The sequence below is a fragment of the Synechococcus sp. H60.2 genome (genome assembly GCF_047462315.1).
GTDB lineage: Bacteria > Cyanobacteriota > Cyanobacteriia > Thermostichales > Thermostichaceae > Thermostichus.
In genome coordinates, this window is the sequence record NZ_JANSIZ010000013.1 from 30,335 (window position 1) to 48,101 (window position 17,767).

16 protein-coding genes are annotated in these 17,767 nt (G+C 61.6%); 7 read left to right on the plus strand and 9 right to left on the minus strand.

The window, feature by feature from the left end:
* Positions 1-220: 220 nt before the first annotated feature.
* The 3 genes from folD to xseA form a co-directional block, all read right to left on the minus strand.
* Positions 221-1,090 carry a bifunctional methylenetetrahydrofolate dehydrogenase/methenyltetrahydrofolate cyclohydrolase FolD gene (folD, locus tag NW845_RS03525; RefSeq protein WP_414376862.1) on the minus strand — a complete coding sequence of 290 codons (870 nt, stop codon included), beginning with the start codon at positions 1,088-1,090 and terminating at the stop codon, positions 221-223.
* A gap of 144 nt (positions 1,091-1,234) precedes the next feature.
* Positions 1,235-1,471 (minus strand): exodeoxyribonuclease VII small subunit, encoded by a 237-nt coding sequence (gene xseB / locus NW845_RS03530; RefSeq protein WP_414366634.1) that lies wholly within the window; start codon positions 1,469-1,471, stop codon positions 1,235-1,237.
* Positions 1,452-2,738, minus strand: a complete 1,287-nt coding sequence (gene xseA, locus NW845_RS03535; RefSeq protein WP_414376863.1) for an exodeoxyribonuclease VII large subunit — start codon at positions 2,736-2,738, stop codon at positions 1,452-1,454. The genes xseB and xseA overlap by 20 nt, the downstream gene beginning before the upstream one ends.
* Before the next feature lie 77 nt (positions 2,739-2,815).
* Here xseA and NW845_RS03540 point away from each other — a divergent pair, with 77 nt between their 5' ends.
* From NW845_RS03540 to mraY, 5 genes are all read left to right on the plus strand, one after another.
* On the plus strand, positions 2,816-3,952 hold the full coding sequence (locus NW845_RS03540) for an AI-2E family transporter (RefSeq protein ID WP_414376865.1): 1,137 nt from the start codon (positions 2,816-2,818) through the stop codon (positions 3,950-3,952).
* Between the two features lie 119 nt (positions 3,953-4,071).
* The gene (locus NW845_RS03545; RefSeq protein ID WP_414376867.1) at positions 4,072-4,446 is read left to right on the plus strand and encodes a DUF1257 domain-containing protein; all 375 of its coding nucleotides are present in this window, start codon (positions 4,072-4,074) and stop codon (positions 4,444-4,446) included.
* Between the two features lie 22 nt (positions 4,447-4,468).
* The gene (locus tag NW845_RS03550; RefSeq protein ID WP_414376869.1) at positions 4,469-5,584 is read left to right on the plus strand and encodes a pentapeptide repeat-containing protein; all 1,116 of its coding nucleotides are present in this window, start codon (positions 4,469-4,471) and stop codon (positions 5,582-5,584) included.
* 338 nt (positions 5,585-5,922) lie between these two features.
* Positions 5,923-8,298, plus strand: coding sequence for a phosphoketolase (locus tag NW845_RS03555; RefSeq protein WP_414376871.1), 2,376 nt, complete (start codon positions 5,923-5,925; stop codon positions 8,296-8,298).
* A gap of 158 nt (positions 8,299-8,456) precedes the next feature.
* Positions 8,457-9,479 carry a phospho-N-acetylmuramoyl-pentapeptide-transferase gene (gene mraY / locus NW845_RS03560; protein ID WP_414364857.1) on the plus strand — a complete coding sequence of 341 codons (1,023 nt, stop codon included), beginning with the start codon at positions 8,457-8,459 and terminating at the stop codon, positions 9,477-9,479.
* Positions 9,480-9,667: 188 nt separating this feature from the next.
* Here the strand turns inward: mraY and NW845_RS03565 are convergent, their stop codons facing one another.
* The 4 genes from NW845_RS03565 to NW845_RS03580 form a co-directional block, all read right to left on the minus strand.
* Complete coding sequence (locus NW845_RS03565; RefSeq protein ID WP_414376873.1) at positions 9,668-10,237, minus strand: hypothetical protein; 570 nt, start codon at positions 10,235-10,237, stop codon at positions 9,668-9,670.
* Positions 10,238-10,464: 227 nt separating this feature from the next.
* Complete coding sequence (locus tag NW845_RS03570) at positions 10,465-11,070, minus strand: Npun_F5749 family FMN-dependent PPOX-type flavoprotein (protein WP_414376875.1); 606 nt, start codon at positions 11,068-11,070, stop codon at positions 10,465-10,467.
* A gap of 23 nt (positions 11,071-11,093) precedes the next feature.
* Entirely contained in the window at positions 11,094-12,386 is a 1,293-nt protein-coding gene (locus NW845_RS03575) for a GNAT family N-acetyltransferase (protein ID WP_414370896.1), read from the minus strand.
* A gap of 52 nt (positions 12,387-12,438) precedes the next feature.
* Positions 12,439-13,119 (minus strand): DUF3386 domain-containing protein, encoded by a 681-nt coding sequence (locus NW845_RS03580; protein ID WP_414370894.1) that lies wholly within the window; start codon positions 13,117-13,119, stop codon positions 12,439-12,441.
* Between the two features lie 438 nt (positions 13,120-13,557).
* On the opposite strand from NW845_RS03580, the gene murA reads away from it, so the two are divergent.
* The gene (gene murA, locus NW845_RS03585; protein ID WP_414364855.1) at positions 13,558-14,910 is read left to right on the plus strand and encodes a UDP-N-acetylglucosamine 1-carboxyvinyltransferase; all 1,353 of its coding nucleotides are present in this window, start codon (positions 13,558-13,560) and stop codon (positions 14,908-14,910) included.
* A 401-nt stretch (positions 14,911-15,311) separates the two neighbouring features.
* Positions 15,312-16,442: a geranylgeranyl reductase family protein gene (locus tag NW845_RS03590; protein ID WP_414376877.1), complete on the plus strand. Its 1,131-nt coding sequence runs from the start codon at positions 15,312-15,314 to the stop codon at positions 16,440-16,442.
* A 5-nt stretch (positions 16,443-16,447) separates the two neighbouring features.
* On the opposite strand, the gene NW845_RS03595 is transcribed toward NW845_RS03590, so the two are convergent.
* Positions 16,448-16,918 (minus strand): ATP-binding protein, encoded by a 471-nt coding sequence (locus NW845_RS03595; RefSeq protein ID WP_414364843.1) that lies wholly within the window; start codon positions 16,916-16,918, stop codon positions 16,448-16,450.
* 104 nt (positions 16,919-17,022) lie between these two features.
* A complete protein-coding gene (locus NW845_RS03600; RefSeq protein ID WP_414376879.1) occupies positions 17,023-17,646 on the minus strand; it encodes an OmpA family protein in 624 nt (207 codons plus the stop codon).
* Between the last annotated feature and the right edge of the window lie 121 nt (positions 17,647-17,767).

The following is a 17,767-nucleotide window of genomic DNA, read 5'->3' on the forward strand; positions in this document are numbered from 1 at the left end:
AAAGGATTTGGACAAAAATTTGACAGCGAATAACTATCGCTTAGCAATCTTCTTGCGCTCCCCCCGCGGGGACTCTCGAGCAGGCCTGAAGATCACTCATCTCACTGCCACTCGGAGTAACAAGCTATACAAGGAGCCTCGCTGATGTCTCCAAGGTTCCATCCTGGTGGCCAGCGGTTGGAAGTTTTTCAAGGACATGGATTTTGAGGACAGCCTCCAGCTACAGGTGGCTGCGAAGCTTGTAGCTTTCCAGGGTGTTGGCCAGCAGCATCGTCACCGTCATCGGCCCCACGCCGCCCGGCACAGGCGTGATGGCAGCGGCCCGCTCTTTAACCGCTTCGTAGTCCACATCCCCCACCAACTGCTCAGCTCCGTCAGGGCCTTGGATACGGTTGATGCCTACATCGACCACCACGGCCCCCGGCTTCACCATTTCTGCCTTGAGCAAGCGAGGGCGCCCCACGGCCATGACTACAATGTCGGCACTGCGGGTTACTTCGGCCAGGTTGGGTGTACGGGAGTGGGCCATGGTAACCGTGGCGTCGGCAGCCAACAACATCAAGCTCAAGGGCTTGCCCACCAGGAGGCTGCGACCGACCACTACGGCTTTTTGCCCGGCAAGCGGGATCCCTTCTGCCTCCAGCAGGCGCATCACGCCCAGGGGGGTACAACTGCGCAGGCCGGGCTCGCCGCGCACTAGCCGGCCCAAGTTGAGGGGGTGTAGCCCGTCCACATCTTTGGCAGGATCGATGGCCAGAAGGGGCGGGATGGGATCCCAGCCGGGGGGCAAGGGCAGTTGCACAAGGATGCCGTCCACCCGCTCGTCCTGGTTGAGTTGGGCGATGGCGTCGAGCAGATGGGCGGGGGAGTCTTGGGCGGAAAAATGGCGGCCAAAGGAGGCGATGCCCACCCGCTCACAGGCCCGCTCTTTGCCGCGCACGTAAGCCGCACTGGCGGGATCCTCTCCAACCCGCAGCACCGCCAATCCCGGCGGACGCCCCACCCGCGGCAGCCAAGCCTGCACTTGGGCGGCCATCTCCGCTTGCAGGCGAGCAGCCAGGGCTTTGCCATCCAAGGTCTTGGCGGACATAGAGGGCGCCCCAAAGGATCTTGACAACTTGACCATCTTCAGGGGCACCGCCCCCTTCGTCAAGCCTTGCCCCCGTTGAGCAACAGCAGCAGGGGCACCTGGGGCCTTTGCCCAGTTTCTTGGACTGCCCCATTCCCCCCGGCTCTAGAACTCGCGCAGCTCTTCTTCGCCAGGGCCTAACTCCTCAATGAGGATCTCCACCTGCTGCCGTTTTTGCTCCAAAAACTGGGCGCAGCGCTTTAGGGTCTGGGCGGCCTGCTGGAAGCGCTCCACCACTTCCTCCAGATCCAGCTCCCCCGATTCAATCTGGGCAATCAAACTTTCCACTTCGGCAATGGCCGCTTCGTAGCGCCAGGGATCCTCACGTTTGCGGCGGCTCATGGCTCTCCTCCACTCGGGCCCAGAGGCTTCCCGAGGCCAGTTGTATCCTCAGCCGGGTCTGCGGCGGTAGGTGGTGGGTGCGAACCAGGGATCCCCGTTCGTCCCGCACCAGGGCATAGCCCCGCCTGAGGACGGCGGCAGGGTCGAGGGCTTGCAGGTGCTCCTGGAGGGCCTGTTGGCGCTGTTGCTGCTGCTGAAGGTGATGGCGCACGGCCTGGACAAGGTGCTGCTGTCGTTGGGCTAGGCGCTCCTGCGCCTGTTGCAGCAGCCGCTCCGGATGGATTTGGGCGAGATGGCGCTGGGTGTGCTGGAAGCGCCGCTGTGCCCTCTCCAAAGCCTGCAGCGTGCGTTCGATCAACTTCTGGCGCAACTGGGATCCCTGGCGCTGCAATTCCCGCAGATCGGGCACGATCCGCTCGGCCGCCGCTGTGGGGGTGTGGGCCGCGTAGTCGGCCGCGTAGTCCGCCAAGGTCTCGTCCCGCTGGTGGCCGATCCCCGTCACCACCGGAATAGGGCACTCGGCAATGGCCCGCACCACCCGCTCATCGTTAAAGCAAGCCAAATCCTCGCCAGCTCCACCCCCCCGGGCAATCAGCAGCACTTCCGCCCGCCCATCCCGTGCCACCCGGCGAATGGCCCGCACGATCGACTCCGGGGCCGCTTCCCCTTGCACCTGGGCCGGCGAAAACAGCACCCGCAGCCCGGGGTAGCGCTGGTTGAGGGTGCGGCGGATATCGCCCCAGCCGGCGGCGTCGGGAGAGCTGACGACGGCAATGCACTGAGGGTGGGTAGGTAGAGGCCGCTGGTTGTCGAACAGGCCCTCGGCAGCCAGGCGGGCCTTGAGCTGCTGCAAGCGCCACGCCAACAGCCCCTCGCCCGCCGGCAGCAGTTGCCAGATAACAAGGCGGTAGTAGCTGCCGCCGCTGTAGATGCCGATTTGCCCCAGCGCAAGCACCTGTTGCCCCACTTCTGGCCAGAAGCTGAGCCGGGAAGTTTGGCTCCGCCAGATCACCCCCTTGAGGATGTCGCCGCTTTCCGGATCCACCAAGGTCAGAAACAGGTGGCCGTTGCGGTTGCGCTGGCAACTGGAGATTTCTCCGACCACCCACAGCCTGGCCAAGTAGGGATCCCCGGCCAGCAGCGACTTCAAGTAGCCGGACACTCCCCCCACCGAGAGCAGGGGGACTTCCTCGGCAGGAAAGGATTCTGTCCCGAATTCCAGGCCATCAAAGGCCAGAGCCATTGCTTGCGGCTCCAGATCGCGCATACGGCGCTTCCCCATGGGAATGCTCGGGATCCCATCTAGAATAGGCGACGACGGGGCGAGAGAGGAGGTGAGCTGCGGTGACCTTCGCCCATTGGCTGGGGCTGGCAGCGCTGCTGGGCCTGTTGGTTCTGCTCTGGCAGATCCGGCAGATCCTGCTATTGGTGTTTGCGGCCATCGTCTTGGCAGTAGCTTTGGACACCCTGGCTCAGATCCCGCAGCGCTACGGTTTTCGCCGTGGCCCCTCGCTCCTCATCACCGGCTTGACGGTTCTGGTGGGGGCGATTCTGGTGGGGCTGATCGTAGTGCCTCCCCTGGCGGATCAGTTGCGGCGGCTGTTTACCGATGGGGTGCCCGCTGGGATCGTGCAGGCGCAGCGGCTATTTGAGAACCTCATCCTCTCGTTGCCGACGGATATCGAGCTGCCGACGCTGCGGGAGTTGGCCAATAGTCTTGTGCCCCAGGCCACTGAGTTGGTGCGCCAGGTGCGGGACTTTTTCTCCCAGTCCTTCACCGCCTTCTTTGCCACCCTGCTCAACTTGCTGTTTGTCATCATCCTCACCATCCTATTGTTGGTGGATCCTCAAGCCTACAGCCGCGCCTTTGTCTCGGTTTTCCCCGCCTTTTACCGCCCCCGCGTCCGCTATATCCTCAAGCGCTGCGAGCTGGCGCTGCGAGGGTGGCTGGTGGGGATCCTCTTCACTAGCAGTCTGGTAATGCTGCTAAGCGGCATTGGGCTGTGGATTTTGGGCGTGCCTTTAACCTTGGCCAATGCCGTGCTGGCGGGACTGTTTAATTTCATCCCCAACATCGGCCCCACCTTGAGCGTGGTCGCCCCCATGCTGGTGGCCCTCACCGATGCCCCCTGGAAATCGCTGGCGGTGCTGGGGCTCTACATCTTCATCCAGCAGTTGGAAAGCAGCGTCTTCACCCCCATCGTCATGTCGCGGCAGGTGTCGCTTTTGCCGGCTCTGACTTTGGTGGCCCAAGTTACCTCGGCCTTTTTCTTTGGAGTACTGGGCCTGTTTTTGGCTGTGCCCTTGGCGGCCATCCTGCAGGTGTGGATCCAGGAGGTGCTGATTCGGGATGTGTTGGATCCTTGGCAGGGATCCCGGGCCCGCACCTTGCCCCTGGCCAAGGGAGATGGGATCCCGACTCCCCAGGAGAAGCCGAAGCCTCTGCAGCCAGGGAACGAGAACACCATCCCGCTGCCGTGAGGGTAGAGAAGTTGCGGGAGCCGCGGGAAACGTAATCCTCCTTCACATTTCTTCCACAACTGCAGAGGCGCTTCTATAGTGAGGATCCCGTCTCCATCCGTTCAAGGATCGGAACCGCCATGTCCCACTTCACCACCTTGCAAGTGCAAATCAAGGATGCCGACCTGCTGGAAGAGACCCTCAAGGAATTGGGCTACACCGTGGAGCGGAACGCCAGCCTGCGCGGCTACCTCTGGAACCGCACTCGCGCCGATCTGGTGATCCGGCAAAAGAACGGCTTTGACATCGGCTTTCGCCGCAACGGGGATCACTACGAGCTTGTGGTGGATCTGTGGGGGGCGGGCATCGATCCCCAGACTTTCCTAGAGCCGATTTTGCAGCGCTACGCCCACAAGAGCTTGCTGCGCTCTGCCCGGCAGCAGGGCTTCGCCATCGAGGCGGAGGAGCGCCTAGAGGATGGCACCATCCGCGTAGTGGTGGGGCGCTGGGTATAACCAGGCCCATTGGCCTCCACCCATGCTCGGCAACTCCCGACCTGCAGTGGGCACAGGTGAGGGATCCCGGCCCCGCCCCTGGGATCTGGTGCTGGGAGGACAAGTGGCAGCCGGCGGTGCACCGATCCACGCCCTGGTCTTGGGGGGGCTTGAGGGGGCGCGGCGACGGCTCACCCAGGGCGACGAGGTGGTACGTCTGGCCACCTTGCCCCAGTTGCTGCAGTACGGGCCGGCAGGTCTGGCCGAACTCATCGAAGCACTGGCTGGCAACACCTCCTGGGCGGTGCGCCTGGCAGCGTGGCGGCTCCTCTCCCAGCTCGAGCAGCCGGAGGCAGAGGAAGCCTGTCGCACCTACAGCCCCTTTCGCCCAGTGGGAGGTGCGCAGGGGGTCATCGTGGCCTATCGGCGCGGGGAGCGGGATTTTGCCTACGCCGACCTGGAGGGAGGGGATCTGCAAGAGGCACGGCTGGGAGGTGCCAACTTCTACGAAGCTAACTTGAGAAAGGCCAACCTGCGCCTTTGCAACTTCAACGGCGCCCACCTGCGCCAGGCGGATCTGCGCCAGGCCAATTTGCAGGGAGCCAAGCTAAGCGGCGCTGTCCTCGAAGGGGCAGATCTGCGGGGAGCCGACCTGAGGGGGGTAAAAGTCAGCGGCACCAGCCTGCGGGGATCCCAGCTTTCTGAGACAACCCGGCTGGAGGAGCGGCTGCGCCACATCTGGCAGTTGCAGAACTGGGGAGGAGAGGGGCAGGATCTCTGTGGCCAAGACCTGAGCAAGGCCGACTTGAGGGGGCTGGTGCTGCGCCAGATCCGGCTGCGGGGGGCCGACCTCAGCCGCGTGGATCTGCGCGGATCCAACCTAGAGGGAGCAGACTTGCGGGGAGCCAACTTGCAGCGGGCGGATCTGCGGGAGGCCAACTTGCAAAATGCCGACCTGGAAGGAGCCAATCTCAGCGGCGCCGAGCTGCGTCAGGCCCAGTTCCAGGGGGCCAACCTGCGCCGGGCCGATGTCAGCCGCGCCAACCTCGCCCAGGCCAACCTGGAAGGCGCCCAGATCGAGGGCCTCAAGCACAGCGGATCCCAGATTGCCGGCCTGATCTTCCCCGACGGCACCCCCCTCAAGCCCTGGTGGTGGTAACAAGATACCTGCCGCTTGAGCAAGACTAACCCAACGCCGGATGATGCCAACTTTTGCTCAACGCTTCCTCGCTGCTGGGTAATCTCCCTGGGCTTATTCAACAACAGGTTTGTCACATCGATCCCTAACTCCCCTCTCCCTCAGGGAGAGGGGTTGGGGGTGAGGGGTGCCCCTCAGGGAGAGTATCTAATGGTCATGGGCAAAATGCTGCAGCTCTACCTAGGCCCGCCCTTGTCAACCCTCACCCCATCTCCCAAATCCAAAGGAATCCCAAGATCCCCAAGCCTACGCCCCAACCTGGCTCACCATGGGAGTAGAGATACCTAGGGGGTACGGCTATGGTTTTGGCAGAACAGCTCTCGACAAAACCGCTGACCGACGACGAACTGCGCAAAATGGACGCCTACTGGCGGGCCGCCAACTACCTGTCGGTGGGGCAGATTTACCTGATGGACAACCCGCTGCTGCGGGAACCCCTCAAGCTAGAGCATGTGAAGCCGCGCCTGCTGGGGCACTGGGGCACCACACCGGGGCTGAATTTTATCTACGTGCATCTCAACCGCATCATCAAGCGGGAAAACCTCAACATCCTCTACATTACCGGCCCCGGCCATGGTGGCCCCGCTCTGGTGGCCAACACGTACCTGGAGGGCACCTACAGCGAGGTATACCCCAACATCAGCCAAGACGCTGAGGGCATGCGCAAGCTCTTCAAGCAGTTCTCCTTCCCCGGCGGCGTGCCCAGCCACGTGGCCCCGGAAACCCCCGGCTCCATCCATGAGGGGGGAGAGCTGGGCTATGCTCTAGCCCACGCCTTTGGGGCAGCCTTCGACAACCCCGATCTGCTGGTGGCCTGTGTAGTCGGGGATGGAGAAGCCGAGACTGGCCCTCTGGCTGCCTCTTGGCACTCCAACAAGTTCCTCAACCCCATCCACGATGGGGCGGTGCTGCCGATTCTGCACCTCAATGGCTACAAGATCGCCAACCCGACGATCCTGGCCCGCCTCAGCCGTGAAGAGCTGCAAAGCCTCTTTGTGGGCTATGGCTACAAGCCCTACTTTGTCGAAGGCTCCGAGCCAGCCCAGATGCACCAGTTGATGGCCGCCACTTTGGACACGGTGATCCACGAGATTCAAGAAATCCAGCAGCACGCCCGCAGCAAAGGGGATCCTACCCGTCCGCAGTGGCCGATGATCATCCTGCGCACCCCCAAAGGCTGGACGGGCCCCAAAGAGGTGGACGGCAAAAAAGTAGAGGATTTCTGGCGCTCCCACCAGGTGCCACTGGCGGATCTGGCCAAGAACCCGGAGCACCTCAAGCTCCTGGAAGAGTGGATGCGCAGCTACAAGCCAGAAGAGCTCTTCGACGAAAACGGCCGTTTGCGGCCCGAGCTGCAAGAGCTGGCCCCCAAAGGGGAAAAACGCATGGGTGCCCTGCCCCACGCCAACGGCGGCCTGCTGACGCGGGAGCTGAAAATGCCGGACTTCCGCAACTACGCCGTAGACGTCCCGCGCCCTGGCACCACGGAGGCCGAGGCCACGAAGGTGCTGGGACAGTTTTTGCGAGATGTAATGAAGCTCAACCCCCACAACTTCCGCCTCTTTGGCCCCGACGAAACTGCCTCCAACCGCCTGAACGCCGTGTTTGAGGCCAGCGACCGCACCTGGGTGGCGCCTATCTACGACTACGACGAGCACCTCTCCCCCGATGGACGGGTGATGGAGATCTTGAGCGAGCACGTCTGTCAGGGCTGGCTGGAGGGCTACCTGTTGACAGGCCGCCACGGCTTGTTCTCCTGCTACGAGGCCTTCATCCACCTGGTGGACTCGATGTTCAACCAACATGCCAAGTGGCTGAAAACCACCCGGCACATCCCTTGGCGGCGGCCCATCCCCTCCCTCAACTACCTGCTCACCTCCCACGTGTGGCGGCAGGATCACAACGGCTTCAGCCACCAGGATCCCGGCTTTTTGGATCACGTGGTCAACAAAAAAGCCGAAATCATCCGCGTCTACCTGCCCCCTGATGCCAACACCCTGCTCTCGGTGGCCGACCACTGCCTGCGCAGCCGCCACTACGTCAATGTTATTGTGGCGGGGAAACAGCCGGCCCTGCAGTATCTGGACATGGATGCTGCCATCAAGCACTGCACCCAGGGCCTGGGGATCTGGGAGTGGGCCAGCAACGACCAGGGCTCGGAGCCGGATGTGGTCATGGCCTGCTGCGGCGATGTGCCGACGATGGAAACCCTGGCGGCGGCGGACTTTTTGCGGCAGCACCTGCCGGATATCAAGATCCGGGTGGTGAACGTGGTGAACCTGATGAAGTTGCAGCCGCCCAGCGAACACCCCCACGGCATCAGCGACAAGGAGTTTGTCAGCATCTTCACCCCCGACAAGCCCATCGTGTTTGCCTTCCACGGCTATCCTTGGCTGATTCACCGCCTCACCTACCGCCGCCCCAACCACCACAACCTACACGTGCGCGGCTACAAGGAGGAAGGCACCACCACCACTCCCTTTGACATGTGCGTCCTCAACCAGGTGGATCGCTTCAACCTGGCCAACGACGTGTTGGAGCGGGTGGAGCGCTTCAAGTACCGGCGGGATCACGTCCAGCAGTTGATTCGGGACAAGCTGGTGGAGCACAAGCAGTACATCTGCAAGTACGGCGAGGATCTGCCGGAGGTGCGCAACTGGAAGTGGCCCTACTAGGGGATCCTTCGCCTCTGGGCCTCCGGCAGGGTAGAGTTTTCTTAGGCTCTCCTGCCGGAGTTTTTTGAGGAGTTGGGCTGGAGGTTAAGGGGGTGAGGAGTTCAGAAAGGGCGGATGCGGATACGCTTCCCGCTCTGGAAGAGGCGGCCTGGGGAGGGATGGCCCTCTCCTGGGTTCTGGGCCTGGCCCTCTCGGCGTTGGTCATCGGGATCCGGCCCCAGGTGGCCGTCCCCTTTGGATTGAGCGTACTGGGATCGGCTATGTTGGGATCCCTGCTTCTCCCAGCCTTGCGGCGCTGGAAGGCAGGGCAGGTCATCCGCGAAGAGGGGCCCCAGTCCCACTACAAAAAAGCGGGCACGCCAACCATGGGTGGCCTTAGCTTTTTGCCCGTAGGGCTGCTGGTAGCTGGCATCGGGAGCGGCTGGGATCCCCAGTGGCTGGCGGTGGCGCTGCTGACTCTGGCCTACACCTTGGTTGGCTGGCTGGACGATTGGCTGGTTATCCGGCAGCGCTCCAACAAGGGGTTGTCCCCCAAGGTGAAGCTGTTGCTCCAAGTTGGGGTTGGCCTGGCTTTTTGCGGCTATCTAGCTTGGCAAGGGATCCCTACCGTTCTCACCCTGCCGGGAATAGGTGCCCTCTCCCTGGGCTGGCTGTTCTGGCCTTTGGCTTTGTTTGTGTTGGTGGGAACCAACAACGCCGTCAACCTCGCCGACGGCATGGACGGTCTGGCGGCAGGGGTGGTGGCCCTCGTCCTGGCAGGGCTGGGGCTGATGGCAGCGGATCCCGTTTTGGCGCTCGTGGCTTTTGCCTTGAGCGGTGCCTGTCTGGGCTTTCTGGTGCACAACCACCACCGGGCCCGCCTGTTTATGGGGGATACCGGATCCCTGGGCTTGGGAGGCGCTCTGGCGGGGCTGGCCCTGCTGGGGGATCAGCTCTGGGCCCTGGCCTGGATGGGCGGGATCTTGGTGGTGGAAGCCCTGTCAGTCATCCTGCAGGTGGGCTACTTCCAGTACACCAAACGCAAAACCGGCCAAGGCAAACGGCTGCTGCGCATGTCTCCCCTCCACCACCATCTGGAGCTGGGGGGCTGGTCGGAGGTGCAGGTGGTGGGGTGCTTCTATGGGCTAACGGCGCTATTGGTGGGGCTGGGCTGGGCCTGGTGGCACTGGGCCGGAGCTTGAGAGGCAGAGGATCCCGGCGGACTGCAGCTCCCACTTCCCGTGCAGGGGCCGAGCTCCCAAGCCGAGTTTGGGACTATCTTCTCCTCTACTCTCCAGCGCCCTCTGAGGAGCCAGAGTGCAATGGCTGTAACTTTTTTGGACTATTTTGAAAAGTTTGAAAGGGTATTTCGGGCCGCCTGCCCGGCTGCCTAAGGCTGCAAGATCATCGACCAAAAGCCGCTCTCTTCATTCCAAAAGGGCGCCAGCGACTCTCCCACCACGTTCGGCCCCCAGTAGCGAGCGGTTCCATCCAAGGTAAAAGCCACCACAATATCTCCGGGGCCGATCTGCAGTGGCTCCTCGCCCAAACTCAGCACCAATCCTTCACTACCCCCTTCTCCGGGCGCAAAGTCCCAGTGGGCCGTTTCTGGGTTGAGCAGCCGTCCGCCGCTGCGCATCAAGATCACCAGCCGAATCGGGTGAGGGGTGCGATTGCCGACTCGAAAGAGTCCTGTGCGGGTGGAGGTGGGGAAGGCAGATTCTGAGGGCAGGGCAGGAGCTATATTCTCTTCAAGGGAGCCTTGTGGGGATTTTAACATCGGCTGGGCTGTCAGCTCCTGAACGGGAGCCAGACCCCAAACCAAAGCGACAGCCAACCCCAGGGATCCCTGGCGCAGCCTGTCCTGCAAAGCTCTGGCCAACAAGGGCTTGCCGGTCAAAAAGAGAGGAGCAACAGCTTGGGCAATGCGCTTAGCAAATGAGAGGGCGGAAATAGACATCAGAGGTACCGCAACCAGGAAGGCTAGGTATCGGCTGGAGACAGAAGCTGAGGGACTCCTACCCCCCAGGAGGGGAGCTCCAGCTGCCGTCAGACGGCGTCGCTCCGGAGGGTGGGAGATTGTTCATTTGCGCTAGCACATCTATTCTCTTCAATATTCTCCCGGAAAGCGAGGGGAAAAACGGCTTCCCTGCCCCCTGCCCAGGTCGGAGCCGGCTGGGATCCCTTCTAGGGGTTGACCGCTCGGCATTGCCAGCCTTGCGGACTGCGCTCGTAGACGGTTCGCAATTGGGGGTAGGTTGCATCCCCCTTGAGCTGGAGGTGATCCACCTCCGTTGGATCCAACAGCAATAGGACAAATGTCGGCGGTGGCAAAGAAGCCTTTTCGGGGGGCAGCTCTCCAACAAAAGCCTCTGGTGGGGCAAGAGGGCCTTTGGGTTCCGGCCAGAACCAGAGCAGCCGTCCTTTTTCCGAGATTTGCTGCCATACCTGTTGCCGCTGCTGCTGCGCCTGGGGATCCGGGTGGTCAGCGGCGATGGCCTCGAGAGTGCCGGCAATGCGAAATTGCTCGCGAGTTTTACAGAAGTACCAGCAGATCTGGGCCAGTGGGCAGTGGGCAATCTGGCAGATCTTCTCGCTGCGGCTGTCCACCGCCAACTGGATGCGGTCGGTATCCCGCAAAAATCCCCGGAAGACCACCGTGCGGTTACGCGGATGCCCCTGGGGATCCACTGTAGCCAGTTGCAAATAGCGTACACCGGGATCGCTGCGGTTGCGGTGCAGGGCCGCCTGGAGCAACATCCGCCAAGAGGGATCCCTGGCTAACGGGTTCATGGGGGTGCCCGCCAAGACTTCAACTAGGGAGGGGGAGGAGCCTCTGATTGCGAGTCTCTGGCGCACCCCGGTGAGGACTCCGGCTGAGTAGCGCGAACGGCATTGGGATCCGGCACAGTTGGGTGAAGAGAATGAAAGGGATGTTCCAGCCAGCCCTCCGTTGCCCCCTCAAAGCGTTCTGGCACCGGCTGCTTCACCGGCAATTTTTGGAGCACCAGAGCGAGATACTCGGTATACCCAGGGAAGCGGACTTCCCGCACCTTATGCCACACCGAGCGCGACATTAGCAGCGTCCGCTCCACGTCCTGGGCTCCCAGCTTGAGCAAAAATTCCTCCCGTTCCGGCTGGTAATCGGTGGAGGCCAAGGCCAAAGCCTGCGGGGGATAGGCTTGGGTGAGCTGGGCCATCTTGGCCATGAGCTCAGGATAGAGCCAGGTGTAAGCGGGGTGAACCGTGAGCTTGGCCACATGCGGCTGCTGCCCCGTCCGATCCAACTTCAGGTTGAAATAGCCAATGGCGGTTTTCCGCTCGGGCTCATAGACACACATCTCCACCCGTTCCGTTTGGCTGATGGCACACTTGGCCCGTTCCAAAAGCCACTCCAGTGGGCTGGTGCGAAAATCGCTCACGTCGCGGTCGTACACCTGGCGCACAGTGGCCGGCATGGATCCCGTATCCAGTTGGTAGATGGCGTAGGCATCGCGGTTGGTCACCGGCACCAAGTTGGGCAGCTTGGGCTCGTGCTGGCTGAGAGCGGCAAGGATCTCGGGTGGAATCGACCAGTAGGTAATCTGAACCAGTGGTTGGAAGCCATTGTGTCGGTAGAGGGCCATCGCCTCCTTGTTGTGGATGTTCACCTCCAAGATCCAGGTGCGAGCCTCGCGAAAGTGCTCCAGGCAGTGCTTGAGCAGCCGGGATCCCACCCCCTGCCGCCGCGCAGAGGGCACCACAGCAATGTGATCCACCCGCCAGGTGCTGCGGGAATGGTTAAAGGGAGAAACTTGAATGACCCCCTGGATTTTGCCTTCCAGCTCCGCCACATGCACCGTAAACATGTGCTGAAAACGGTTGGGAAACAGGCTCAAGGTTTTCAGGGGGCCATACCACTGCCGTAACCGCCGCACTTGGCGACGAATGTCCACCGAGCGGCTGCTGTACTCTTCATCAAAAGCTTGCGCCAAAATCTCCTCCACCGCCTCCAGATCGCCCAGTTGAGCGGGGCGGAGAATCAGTTCGGGAGCCTCCCTAGGAGCTTTGGAATCCGGGTTGGGCTTTGCCGCAGGGTTGTCCATGCCAAAGTGTGGGCGGGAGAACATTCAAAGCATAGCTCAGGATCCCTCTTCCGGAGGTCGTTGCTGCCACAAAAATTCAGGGTGTTGGGCTTTTTGTAGTCGCTTGGCCGCTAGCATCCAGCAAGGCAAAGTTGCTGAAGCTAAAGCACTTCTCAACAACGCCAGCTTCCGTCTCTGTTTGAATGCGCCGCTCCGAGAGAATGTAGTACTTGCCCACCTTGGTGTAGAGATCTTCAAATTGGCTGCGCCCACCCTTTTGCTCGCCAGTCTTGGCGTCGTGATAGACAGAGTCGTAGCGGTGGGAGAGGTAGCCTTCGCCGGTGTCGTGGCTGCTGAAGGTGTGGATGGTCACCACTACTCCATGAATATGCCGATGCACCATGGTTACCTGGTTGTCGCGCACGTGGTAGCGATCCCCTTCGGCTTTGCCACCCACCAGGATCTCCACACTGCCATCGGGTAGGATCTGGCCATAGCGGAAAGTATTGTTCCCGTGGGTCTCGGCAAAGCTGCGGCGCACCCGGTGAATGGCAATCTCCCAAAGTTGATTGTGAATAGCTTTCCGGGCTTCCTCATCCTCCACGCCCGTAACCGTCGCTTTCAGGTCTGCCCCCACTCGCACCTGCCCCACAAAAGTACGCTCCCCATCCCAGTAGGTGACTTCGGCGCTGTAGCCCGGAAAGTCGGGATCCCAGGTGTAGCGATTTTCGTAGGCGGCCCGAAACAACTCTTCGGCAGAAACTTGGGTCGCGGTCATCGGGTGTCTCCTGTCTTACTGGCAAGCGCTTCTCATAGCCATCCATCATACTGCCCCTTGCTGCCAGGCTACTCCCCCAGCCGCCTGCGGCAAGAACCTGCATTTGTTGACATACTCCCTACCGGCTATAGCCTGCTTCCACACAGCGCTAAGACAGGGGTTTTCGCATCGCAAAGAGCTGGCATAGCTGATCCCCCATCCGCCGCTGTAGGATAGAGGCACAGCCACTCGAGCTTCTCTTCCTGCCTCACGCCAAGTTTTGGCCTGCAAGCTTAGTTGCTGCTTTGATCCCCAGAGTATTCTCTGGAAAGAACTTTTCTATCTTTTTGTGGGTGAGGAGGAAGATTGAGAGATTTTTTTGACGATCGCGTCGGTAGGACGGAATCCCTAGCGCCTAACCTGTCGCCGGCCCAGACCAGAGTGGCAGCCCCGCCGGAGATGATGGGGCCGGTGCTGAAAATTGTCGGCAAGCAGACCTTGAGCGGCCACATTCCCATCGGCGGCGCGAAAAACTCGGCTTTGGCTCTCATGGCCGGATCCCTTTTGGCTCCTGCAGCTTGCCGAATTCACAACGTGCCACGCCTGCTGGACATTGAACGCATGGGGCAGATCCTGACCACCCTAGGGGTTAAGGTGTCCCATGTGGGCAATACCCTCGACCTGGATGCCAGCTCCCTCAAAACTTCCCAAGCTCCCTATGAATTGGTCAGCCAGTTACGGGCCAGTTTTTTCATCATCGGGCCACTGTTGGCGCGGCTGGGAGTGGCTAGAGTTCCTCTGCCCGGCGGCTGTGCCATCGGCTCCCGTCCGGTGGATCTGCATGTGCGGGGCCTGCAAGCGTTGGGGGCAACGGTTCAAATCGAGCACGGCGTGGTTCATGCCTATGCCCGCAAGCTGGTGGGAACCCGCATCTACCTGGACTATCCCAGCGTCGGCGCCACTGAAACTCTGATGATGGCCGCTACGCTGGCGGATGGGGAGACGGTCATCGAAAATGCCGCCCAAGAGCCAGAAGTGGCGGATTTGGCCCGTTTCTGTCAGGCAATGGGGGCCCGCATTCGCGGTGTAGGCACTAACACGGTTGTGGTGGTAGGGGTACCGCGCCTGCACGGCACCGAGTACACGGTCATTCCCGACCGCATCGAGGCCAGCACCTACCTCATTGCCGGGGCCATCACCGGCTCCGAACTCACAGTTGGCCCTGTTATTCCGGATCATCTGCGGGCGGTGATCGCCAAGTTGCGTGACATGGGGCTGCGGGTGGAGGAAGAAGGCCCCAACCGGCTGCGCATTGCCCCGGCGCGACTCAGTTCGGGCTGGCTCTGCCAGGCAACCGATATCCAGACCTTGCCCTATCCGGGTTTTCCCACTGATGTGCAGGCGCCGATCATGGCCTTGGCCGCCCTGAGCGAGGGCAGTTGCACCATCGAGGAGACGGTGTTTGAAAACCGGATGCACCACATCCCCGAGCTCAATCGCATGGGGGCAGACATTCGCCTCAAGAACCGGGTCGCCCTCATCCGAGGAGTGCCGTCGCTGTCGGGAGCGCCGGTGGTGGCTACGGACTTGCGGGCGGGGGCAGCTCTAGTGTTGGCCGGCCTGGCGGCTGAGGGCTGCTCTACCATCCACGGCCTCCACTACATCGACCGCGGCTACGAAGCCATCGATGAAAAGCTGCGCAATGTCGGGGCCAAGGTGTATCGCTGTAACCACCCGGCAGGGATCCCGCTCACCCCTCAGCCTGAGCAAGCCGATGGAAAGGGGATCCCATCGCAAAATTGGCCCATTTGAGCAATAGGGCTTGAGCCTACGCTGTTGGGGGGATCCGCTGGCCCCAAGCGTCATCCCCTTGGTTTTCTGGAGGGAAAAAGGATGCGGTAGGCTAGGAGCTGACAGCCCAAATTCTAGGGAGAAGGGGTTAGCTTAATCGGCGGGAAGACCCGCACTGTAATTACTCAAGAGCCAATCCGTGTCGGGATGAAAGCTGTTCGTGCTACAAGTGAGGAGAACAAGTTCAATCTCTGGAGAGTTTCCCGCCGTGGGTCGCACGGTGGCCGCACGCTGAGACCTCTGTACCAACAAGTCTGGGAAGCGTGAAGCCCGCACTCTATCGGTTCGCGCAGCGTGGCATAAGCCATATTGTGTTGACTCAACGCAGGGGAGTGTCGGGAGTCGTTCACGGATCGAGAGCCATGTCCCAAGTGTACGACTGTGTCATCGTCGGCGCTGGCCCTGCCGGCGGCTCGGCCGCCTATCACCTGGCCAAGCGGGGGCGCTCAGTGTTGGTTTTGGAGAAGGATCCTTGGCCCCGCTACAAACCCTGTGGCGGCGGCGTTTCTCCCATGGTGGCGGCCTGGTTTGACTTCGATTTCAGCCCCGCCATTTCGCTGAAGATCCGGCAAATTCGCTACACCTGGCGGGGCGGGGATCCGGTTGTGGTCGACCTGGATCTGAAAGAGCCGGTATGGATGGTGCGGCGGGAGGTCTTCGACCATTACTTGATTCAGCAGGCGCAAAAGCAGGGGGCAGCGCTTCAGACGGAATGTCCTGTCTCCGGTATTGAGTGGCAGAGCGACCGCTGGCAGGTGATGACAGCCACCGGCCCGGTCTGGGGTCGGTATGTGATCGGGGCCGATGGGGCAAAAGGCTCGATGGCCAAGTGGCTGGGCTTTCAACACCGGCAGCGCCGCCTGGCTGCCGCCCTGGAAGCAGAAGTGCCCGTCTCAGAGCCGCAAACCGCAGCCGCCCACTTCGACTTTGGCGCCGTGAGCAACGGCTACATTTGGAACTTCCCCAAAGCCGATGGCTACTCGATCGGGGCGGGCACCTTTCGGGGTGGCGAAAAACAAAACTTGCGGGACATCGCCGCCGAGTACGCCCAAAGCTTTGGTGTGGACTTGAAATCGGTCAGGCAGTTTGGCCATCCCATCTGTCTCTGGGAGGGAGATCAACCCCTGCACAGCCAAAATGCCCTCTTGGTGGGAGATGCCGCCTGTGTTGTCGATCCGTTTACCGCCGAAGGGATCCGCCCCTCCCTCCTCACCGGCATGCTGGCAGCGCAGGCCATCGACCAAGCCCTGGCAGGAGATACGGAAGCCCTGGCGACCTACTCCGCCCGCGTGCAGCAGGAGTGGGGCTCAGAGATGCGTTGGGCCAAGCGGATCGCGGCGCTGTTCTACCGCTTTCCGGGTGTAGGCTACAGGGTAGGCGTCAAGCGACCGGGAGCCACTCGGCGCATGGGCCAAATCTTAGCCGGTGAGCTGCGCTACAGCGATGTGGCCAGCTCGGCCATTCGCAAGTTGAGCGCTGGCCTGTTAGCCTAGGCCGGTCATTGGGAGACAGGGGCGGGATCGTCGAAGCGCCTGCTGATTAGCAGGCAGTTGCGGCCATCCGCCTGGCGAGTGTAGCTCAAGTGGGTGGAGAGAGCCTTCATTAGCAAAATGCCCCGTCCTCCCTCAGACTCGGCGTTGGGGAGCCTGTTGGCTGCCAGGTTTTGGGCAAAGCCCTCCAAGTCGAACTCCTGCCCTTGATCCCAGATGCGCAGCTCCAGCCCCTGGGGCATCAGAACCAGCTCGATATCAATGGGTGTACTGGGAGGCAAAGCGCGGTGGGCATGGCGAACGGCGTTGGTAAAGCCCTCCGCCAAGGCCAACTGGCATTCCAACCAGATGGGGCCCGGGATGCCGGCGTTGCGGAAAGACTCAAACCACGTCAAAACCTGGCCGAGAGCATCCAGGGTTGTGTCTACTCTCAGCGCAAAGGTCTGCTTTTCCCCCGACGGAATCCCTGCTGCGTTCAAAATCGAAACTCAACGATAGGGATTGAACCTGAAGCCATTTGGCCCTACCAGATTCTAGACCAGAGCCCTGCCAGAACATGTCATCCCCCATTTTGGGGGGGAAGCTAGGGAGCGATGATCAAATCCACACGGCGGTTCCGCTGCCGTCCGGCTTCTGTGTCGTTATCGGCCACCGGCAGGGTGGGGCCAAAGCCAGAGGTTGTCCAACTGATGGGATGGCCTTCCGGCAACAGGTTAGCTAGGTAGTCTTTAACAGCGTTGGCGCGGCGCAGGGAAAGAGCCAGGTTGTAGTTTAGGGATCCAATGTTGTCGGTGTGACCGTTCACTTGAACGCGGGCGCCGGGCATGGCTTCCAAGGATTTCGCCACCTGGGCCAGCAGCGAGGCCGCCTCAGGCCGAATCTCGGCCTTGTCGAAGTCGAAGAGCAGATCGCCCGGCAGGCTGATGGTTCGAGTTCCCACCTGAAAAGAGGTAGGGGTCGGCGTTGCGCTGGGGGCGGGGACGCTCACTCCCTCCGGGGCGATCTCGGCAGCGGTGGCCGATTCCCACCTCGGCTCAGGGGCCACTGCTTGGGAAGACAGCCGTTGCAGCCGCGACTCCAGTTCTTCAATTCGGATCAAAAGCTGGATCACCTGCTGGCGGAGTTCTCGAATCTCCCTTTCCAGCTCCGTGAGGCCCTCGTGATTTGGATTCCCACTTGGTGAAGCTGCATCGGCTGTCGGGCTCACCGCTGCGGGCCTGGCCTGGGGCTGTCGCTTATAGACATCTGACGCTGCCGCCGATCGACTCTGTGTAGTTCTCGGTGGTCCCGGTTTCATTAATCAAATCGGGGGGGGGGGGGGGGGGGGG

Bases quoted from the DNA above. Each gene is read 5' to 3' on its own strand.
- NW845_RS03570 (WP_414376875.1), bottom strand. From the start codon at position 11,070: ATGAACCCGTTAGCCAGGGATCCCTCTTGGCGGATGTTGCTCCAGGCG.
- NW845_RS03550 (WP_414376869.1), top strand. From the start codon at position 4,469: ATGCTCGGCAACTCCCGACCTGCAGTGGGCACAGGTGAGGGATCCCGG.
- mraY (WP_414364857.1), top strand. From the start codon at position 8,457: ATGGCCCTCTCCTGGGTTCTGGGCCTGGCCCTCTCGGCGTTGGTCATC.
- NW845_RS03575 (WP_414370896.1), bottom strand. From the start codon at position 12,386: ATGTTCTCCCGCCCACACTTTGGCATGGACAACCCTGCGGCAAAGCCC.
- xseB (WP_414366634.1), bottom strand. From the start codon at position 1,471: ATGAGCCGCCGCAAACGTGAGGATCCCTGGCGCTACGAAGCGGCCATT.
- NW845_RS03580 (WP_414370894.1), bottom strand. From the start codon at position 13,119: ATGACCGCGACCCAAGTTTCTGCCGAAGAGTTGTTTCGGGCCGCCTAC.
- murA (WP_414364855.1), top strand. From the start codon at position 13,558: ATGATGGGGCCGGTGCTGAAAATTGTCGGCAAGCAGACCTTGAGCGGC.
- folD (WP_414376862.1), bottom strand. From the start codon at position 1,090: ATGTCCGCCAAGACCTTGGATGGCAAAGCCCTGGCTGCTCGCCTGCAA.
- NW845_RS03545 (WP_414376867.1), top strand. From the start codon at position 4,072: ATGTCCCACTTCACCACCTTGCAAGTGCAAATCAAGGATGCCGACCTG.
- xseA (WP_414376863.1), bottom strand. From the start codon at position 2,738: ATGCGCGATCTGGAGCCGCAAGCAATGGCTCTGGCCTTTGATGGCCTG.
- NW845_RS03565 (WP_414376873.1), bottom strand. From the start codon at position 10,237: ATGTCTATTTCCGCCCTCTCATTTGCTAAGCGCATTGCCCAAGCTGTT.
- NW845_RS03555 (WP_414376871.1), top strand. From the start codon at position 5,923: ATGGTTTTGGCAGAACAGCTCTCGACAAAACCGCTGACCGACGACGAA.
- NW845_RS03590 (WP_414376877.1), top strand. From the start codon at position 15,312: ATGTCCCAAGTGTACGACTGTGTCATCGTCGGCGCTGGCCCTGCCGGC.